The organism is bacterium, from assembly GCA_028821235.1.
Taxonomy (GTDB): domain Bacteria; phylum Actinomycetota; class Acidimicrobiia; order Spongiisociales; family Spongiisociaceae; genus Spongiisocius.
Window position 1 is genome coordinate 1 of record JAPPGV010000111.1, and the last position, 6,238, is coordinate 6,238.

A 6,238-nucleotide genomic window follows, 5' to 3' on the forward strand; every position below is an offset into this window, starting at 1 on the left:
TCGGCGATCGCAACAGCCCCGACGACTGGCGCGAACTCGGCGCCAAGAACGCGGCCGAACGGGCCCACGAGCACGTCAAGGAGGTCATGCGCACCCACTTCCCCACCCACGTCAGCCGCGCCCAGGACGAGTGGATCCGCTCCCGCCTCCCGATCGCCCTCCCCGTCGAAGAGGTAACCGGCCTGGGAACCCGCTGGTAGTCCCCTACGCCAAGAATCATGAGCCACAATCCAGACAGGTTATGGCCTGTGAATTCACCGCTTCTTTACAGGCCCTGACCGGTATGAACTACAAGAGGCCGACAGCGGCGGCGTCACCCATCTCCCGGTATTCGCCCGTTCCTGATACGTCAGGACTGAGAAGACCCGGGTGTACGCTGGAGTCATGGTGACCTCCACGGCGTGCGGCAACCGCGCCCAAGCCCCCACCGGTGCCGGTCTCGGACGTGCGGCCGTTCACAAAGCCTCGTTCGAGAGTTCGGTGTCCTCCACCGGCCGTCGGCGCGGCTAGGTTCAACCCAGGACGCCTCACGTGAGCCATGGCGGCGCCGGGCCGCAGAAGTCCGACCTGAGCCTCGGTCTCTATCTGATTCTGGGTCTGGTCGCCTCGCTGGGTCCCATCTCCATCGACACGTACTTACCGGCGCTACCGGAGATCGCCTCCTCGCTCGACGCATCCGACGGGATGACGCAGATGTCGGTCACCGCCTTCCTGTTCGGCCTCGTGCTGGGACCGGTCGTCTTCGGCCCCATCTCCGACGCGATGGGCCGGCGCAGGCTGGTCCTCGGATCGCTGGTCGTCTACTCGCTGGTGAGCCTGTCGATTGCGACGGTCGGCTCGGTCGAGATGCTGATCAGCCTGCGATTGGCTCAGGCGGCCTGCGGCGGGACAGCGATAGCGATCGCCCGGAGCATGTTCCGCGATCTTCTCTCGGGTGACGCCCTGGCGCGGGCCATGTCGATACTGACCATGATCATCCTCGGCGCCCCCATAATCGCCCCGTTCCTGGGCGCGCTGCTCCTCCTGGCGTGGGGCTGGCGGTCGATCTTCGTAGCGCTGGGCATCGTCGGCGGCGTGGTGTTCGTCGCCGTCTGGTACCGGCTGCCGGAGACCCTTCCCCCTGAGGACCGCCGCCCACTCGACCTGGCCACCGCACTGCGGGGTTATCTGTCCATCACCCGGTCGCGAGTCGCTGTCTCCTATGCGATAGCCGGTGGCGCCGCGGCGGCCGTCCTGTTCGCCTTCCTGGCCGCCGCGCCGTTTATATACATCAGCTACTACGGCTTGGATGAGCGGTGGTTCGGCGTGCTCTTCGGCATCGGGATAGTCGGCGCCTGGATCGCCCAGTTGATCAACATCCGCTACGTGATGAGGATCGGTTACCGGCGAATCGTCGTGGTCGGCGCCTTCTGCATGGCGACCCTCTCGACGGCGCTCTGGTGGGTCACCCGGACCGACCAGTGGGGGCTGGCCGGCGTGGTGTCGGTATCGGTGGTCGTGCTGTCCATGATCCACCTGGTCACGCCCGGCACCCAGGCCGGCGTCCTCGACGAGTTCCCGCCCTACCTGGCGGGCAGCGCATCCGGGTTCTCCACCTTCGCCCGCTTCACCATGGGCGCCGCCGGAAGCGCCATGGTCGGGCTCTTCAACGACGGCACCCCCAAGGCCTACGGTGTGGTCGTCCTGGTGTCTGCATTGATCACCCTGGCCGCCGTAGCCCTCGCATATCCTCCAAAGACCGCCCAGCCCGCATAACCGGTGCCTCCCTGGACAATGCATCTAGCTACTTCAATTAATAGACGATTACTGTTATACCTGTATTGGTATAGATGCTTAGGGAGGCCACAGAGCAGCCAGCACGGTCACGACGTCCCATCCAGCGACAACAAGGGAGCTACGTTTTGACCACAGTGACCGAGTCTTTGGTGGACGCGAAGGACGACGCGGTGAGAGGCGAAGTCCAAACACAGATAGCGAACGCCGTGGCGGACCTCCGCAGAGACATGCTGCGGATGACCCAGTGGATTGCCGGGATAGGGCTGGCGACTCTGGGAGCTGTGGTCGCCATGGGCACCACCATCCTGGCGCGCCTCCCGTAAGACCCGTCCGAAGGCAACCGTCGGTCGAGCACGGCCAACTCGGTAACAGTTCGACCTCCCAGGGCTAACCAGAGTCGCGATCTACGAAAGCTGAGTCGCACGCCCGGCGTACCCTTGATCACGATGAGCGCGAATCCCTCTCCTGGCTACCAGGCGCGATGCGGTGACTCCTAGCGTTCGCCTTCCGAAACTGCTTCTGGCTATGGGCATGGCATTGCTACTGCCAGGGTGCGCGCTCCGGGAACCGCCCACAACACAGCCAACCTTGCCCCCGCCGTCCACGCGGGCGACCGTTGCCGACCTGATCGAGGTTCCGTGCGAGGCCACGATCACCGAGTTCTCCCCGCCGGGACCGGACCTGAACACCGTCGATCCTGACTTCGACATCATCGGCGGAGTCGCTGCCCTACGCACCAGCAGGACCGCCGGACATGTAGTTCAACTGAGTGAGCATGGCCGCTATGACGACCCCGCTCTCCGGTTCGCAGCCAAGACACCGTTGCTCGTCCGGCATGGCGCCACTTTCGAGTTTCGAGTTCCTGATCGTTTCCGTGATCGGGTCGCCCTCGATTACGGGCGTTCCGGTCCCTCGCTTCGAGCGGCATTCGGGCCTTGCGAGTCCGAGACGGAGTGGCTGCTCTTCACCGGATACGTGTGGGTGGCAGACCCGGAATGCATCACCCTCGAGGTGGTATTGGCGGACTCCACGGTCGAGGCTCGCGAGTTCGGCCTCGGCGCGCCCTGCCCCTGGGACTCGTAGCCGCGGAGAGCACGTGCCCTGCGTGGCCAACGCGAGTACGGAGGCGCGGCCGTCGGCCCGGATTCACTGACGAGGCGCGGCCTCCTGACCGGAGTCCGTGGGAACCGGTCGGGTCAATCAGCGGCGTCCATCGCCTGCTGGAGCACCTCCAGGGCGCGGTCGGAGTGGAGGCGCATGTTCAGCTCGGAGCGAACGGTCCGCAGCACCGTCCCGTCGCGGTCGATCACGAACGTGCGCCGCTTGTCCGGAAGGAAGCGTCCCCGCGACACGCCGAAGCTGCGGGCGATGGCGCGGCTCGGGTCGGCGAGCAGCGCGAAGCCCAGGGAATTGGCGTCATCGAACTCGAGTTGCCGATCCACCTGATCGGCGCTGATTCCCACGATGCTGGCTCCGAGTTGGGCGAACTCTGCTGACAGGTCGCGGAAATAACAGCTCTGGCGCGTTCAGCCTCTGGTCATCGCCTTCGCGTAGAAGTACACCACGACGGGCCCCGATTCGAGCAGGTCGCGCAATACCAGCGTGTTGCCGTGCTGGTCCAGCGCCTCGAAGTCGGGCGCCTTGTCTCCCGCCTTCATGTTTGTCCTCTTCCTTCCGCTAACGGGGAACATTATGGCGTTCCGGCAACCGCAGCCGGCGAAGCCGTTGGCATCACGCGGATCACGGGACGGCACGGCAGGGCAGTCCGGTTATCGGCCTACGTGGTAGGTCTGTCATACTTGGTATCGATAATCGTATGACGATGCTGAGCTTCCATGCCAGCGACGAGGAGGCTTGGCAGGTCCAGCGCTGGGCGTACCGTCTCGGCACAACAAGGTCGGAGGTGATCCGGGAGTCGCTCCGCCGGCACCTGGCATGGCTCGCTTCGGTCGAGGACGCCGATCGATGGGAGAAGCTACCCCTTGCAGTTGACAAGCTGACGATTGGCCGGATCGCGGATTGGGGAGTCACGGAAGACTGGTCCGATTGGGCCAACGCAACGCTGTAGATGTCTGGTCTACCGCTTTTGCATGGCGTCAGTAACTGCGCTGGATGGCGGCAGTCCTGAGCGCGTCTCCGGCTGGGATGGACGAGCGAGCGCCGGATTGTCTTTATTTCACTAGTTCACTATATTCATAGACATGGTGAATAAGGCTATATCAGTAAACATAGGGAGGGAGCTCGAAGCCCGTGCCATCCACATTCTGCGGAAGATCCCCGAGTTGGAAGTAGCCATAACTCCCGACACGGACGCTCGCAGCGACGCCCTTGTGCAGTATGCCGGTATGGAGAGCCCGGTGGCACTTGAGTTCAAGACCAAGGTGAGCACCGCGACGGCCCATTTGGTCATCCATCAGGCGCAGCAGCTGGATATGCCATTAGTGGTAGTCGCCGCCGAGACGACCACTATGGCCCGTGAAATACTCTCAGAGGCAGGGATCGGTCTTGTGGACGGCCTCGGCAATGTCAGACTAGAGCTGCCCGGTCTGGTGATGAGGATCGCCGGAACGGGCAGGGTGACCCGCTCCGCCGGCCCGACCCGGCTGTCCGGTAAGTCCGGGCTCGTCGCCCAAACGCTACTGCTCGACATCGAGCGATCATGGAGTGTCTCGGACCTTCGAAAAGCATGCGGCGTATCCGCAGGGCTGGTCCATAGGGTTCTGCGACGCCTCGAGGACGAGGGCGCGGTGGAGGCATCCGGCGCCGGGCCCGCCAAGACACGCCGGCTGTCGAACCCGGCCGCTCTTCTGGACCTTTGGTCAGAGGAGCATCGCGACCGCCCATCACGGCTAGCCGCGTTCATGCTCGCTCCGACGACCGATCAACTGGTCGGGTCGTTGTGCAGCGGCCTGGAAGCCATCGGGGTCGAGTATGCGCTCACAGGCGTGGCGGCTGCGGACCGGCTCGCTCCTCTGCTCACGAACGTTGCCGTTGCCGAGGTATGGCTGGACAGTAGGGCCGATGTGCCCGACCTGTGCGCGCACCTCGGCGCCACGCCGGTGGAGTCCGGCGCCAACGTAGTTTTCTTGCAAGAGCGAGACAACGGGCCGCTTGCTTTCCGGGTCTTCTACGAGGGTGTGTGGACGGCCAACTTGTTCCGGATCTACCTGGACGCCCTCCGAGACCCGCGCCGGGGGGCAGAGCAGAGCGCACATCTCCGCCGAGAAGTGATCGGATTCTGATGAACCCACAGTACAGGGAGGGGTTCAACCCGGCGATGCCCCTCCGATGCGAACGTACGCTTGTCACTTTCCTCGGCGACATCGGCCCATGGAGCAAGCGCGTCGTCCTCGTCGGCGGTCTGGTCCCCCGCTACCTTGTGGGCTCTGTCCAGAAAGGAGTGAGTCCTCATACCGGGACTACCGACGTAGATCTGGTCATCCGCCTTGCGGTCGAGCAAGACTTCGCAACGTACAAGACCTTGGCCACCAATCTCAGGCACTCGGGCTTCGAGCCCGATCAACACAGCTACCAGTGGTCTCGCCAAGTCGACAGAGCTCGGGTAACGCTCGAATTCCTCTGTGAGACCGATCAAGTTGAGGCTGGCCGGATCTACACGGCCAGGCAGCACACGGGCTCAGGATTCGGTGCGGTCAACATACCCGGAGCCCAACTGGCGGCGCGAGACTTCGCCGAGGTTGAAGTGAAGCTGAACGCCTTGACGGCGGTGGCATGTCAAGAGTCACGATCCAAGTTGCCGGCATACTCCCTTTCGTAGTGCTCAAGATCAGAGCCTTCCAAGAACGCCACAACAACAAGGACTCCTACGACCTCATATACACACTTCTCAAGTACCCCGACGGCGGGCCTGGTGCGGCCGGGCGTGCTGCTGCTGCCAGCCCGGTACGCGATGATGGGCGAGTACTCGAATCGCTCGACGCACTCGGCCAACGGTTCATCAATGTCGCCCAGGACGGACCGAACGCCTATGCCAACTTCCTGGAAGGCCCCGACGAAACGGACCGCAAGGCACGGCTTCGTAACGAAGCAGTTGCGGCCGTCAACCATTGCCTCACCTCGGCAAGAGCTCAGTAGCGGCCCTGGGCGCATTACTAGGCTCTGCGTGGATCGGCGGATGTGACAGCAAGCCGCGCGACCTGGCGGATTCGTCGGCACTGCGGTCGGTCTATCAGGACCGGCCCGTTGGTTCTACAGCATTTCCATCACGTCTCACCTGTGGTGGGTTGCGGTAGACACGCCATAGTTCGGGCCGGGTCGTATCATCCGCGACGGCAGGGGGTGAAACGGCCTACCCTCCTGGTTCCGGTTCCGGCGAAACGGAAGGAGTGCCCCGTGGCTGGTGTGATCGTCACGTGTGCGGTGACGGGTTCTTCCCACACGCCGACGATGAACAGCGACATCCCGGTGACGGTGGAGGACCACATCCGCCAGTCGGTCGATG

General features: G+C 63.8%; 10 protein-coding genes. 9 read left to right on the forward strand and 1 reads right to left on the reverse strand.

Annotated elements, in window-relative coordinates; genetic code table 11:
* The 4 genes from OXK16_11815 to OXK16_11830 all read left to right on the forward strand — a co-directional run.
* A partial coding sequence (locus OXK16_11815) for a methyltransferase (GenBank protein ID MDE0376626.1) occupies positions 1 to 200 on the forward strand: 200 nt, incomplete at its 5' end.
* A gap of 331 nt (positions 201 to 531) precedes the next feature.
* Complete coding sequence (locus tag OXK16_11820; GenBank protein ID MDE0376627.1) at positions 532 to 1,755, forward strand: multidrug effflux MFS transporter; 1,224 nt, start codon at positions 532 to 534, stop codon at positions 1,753 to 1,755.
* A gap of 146 nt (positions 1,756 to 1,901) precedes the next feature.
* Positions 1,902 to 2,099: a hypothetical protein gene (locus tag OXK16_11825; GenBank protein MDE0376628.1), complete on the forward strand. Its 198-nt coding sequence runs from the start codon at positions 1,902 to 1,904 to the stop codon at positions 2,097 to 2,099.
* A 265-nt stretch (positions 2,100 to 2,364) separates the two neighbouring features.
* A complete protein-coding gene (locus tag OXK16_11830) occupies positions 2,365 to 2,859 on the forward strand; it encodes a hypothetical protein (GenBank protein MDE0376629.1) in 495 nt (164 codons plus the stop codon).
* Between the two features lie 113 nt (positions 2,860 to 2,972).
* On the opposite strand, the gene OXK16_11835 is transcribed toward OXK16_11830, so the two are convergent.
* Positions 2,973 to 3,434 (reverse strand): peroxiredoxin, encoded by a 462-nt coding sequence (locus OXK16_11835; protein ID MDE0376630.1) that lies wholly within the window; start codon positions 3,432 to 3,434, stop codon positions 2,973 to 2,975.
* 158 nt (positions 3,435 to 3,592) lie between these two features.
* Here OXK16_11835 and OXK16_11840 point away from each other — a divergent pair, with 158 nt between their 5' ends.
* The 5 genes from OXK16_11840 to OXK16_11860 form a co-directional block, all read left to right on the forward strand.
* Positions 3,593 to 3,844, forward strand: a complete 252-nt coding sequence (locus OXK16_11840; GenBank protein MDE0376631.1) for a ribbon-helix-helix protein, CopG family — start codon at positions 3,593 to 3,595, stop codon at positions 3,842 to 3,844.
* 214 nt (positions 3,845 to 4,058) lie between these two features.
* Positions 4,059 to 5,018, forward strand: a complete 960-nt coding sequence (locus OXK16_11845) for a hypothetical protein (GenBank protein ID MDE0376632.1) — start codon at positions 4,059 to 4,061, stop codon at positions 5,016 to 5,018.
* Positions 5,018 to 5,554 carry a hypothetical protein gene (locus tag OXK16_11850; GenBank protein MDE0376633.1) on the forward strand — a complete coding sequence of 179 codons (537 nt, stop codon included), beginning with the start codon at positions 5,018 to 5,020 and terminating at the stop codon, positions 5,552 to 5,554. Before OXK16_11845 ends, OXK16_11850 begins: the two co-directional genes overlap by 1 nt.
* Positions 5,554 to 5,871, forward strand: coding sequence for a hypothetical protein (locus OXK16_11855; GenBank protein ID MDE0376634.1), 318 nt, complete (start codon positions 5,554 to 5,556; stop codon positions 5,869 to 5,871). The genes OXK16_11850 and OXK16_11855 overlap by 1 nt, the downstream gene beginning before the upstream one ends.
* A gap of 267 nt (positions 5,872 to 6,138) precedes the next feature.
* The coding region (locus OXK16_11860) for a 3-keto-5-aminohexanoate cleavage protein (GenBank protein MDE0376635.1) at positions 6,139 to 6,238 on the forward strand (100 nt) is incomplete at its 3' end.

What these genes read in the sequence shown, in the direction of transcription:
- OXK16_11840 (MDE0376631.1), top strand. Translation starts at nt 3,593, where the DNA reads ATGACGATGCTGAGCTTCCATGCCAGCGACGAGGAGGCTTGGCAGGTC.
- OXK16_11850 (MDE0376633.1), top strand. Translation starts at nt 5,018, where the DNA reads ATGAACCCACAGTACAGGGAGGGGTTCAACCCGGCGATGCCCCTCCGA.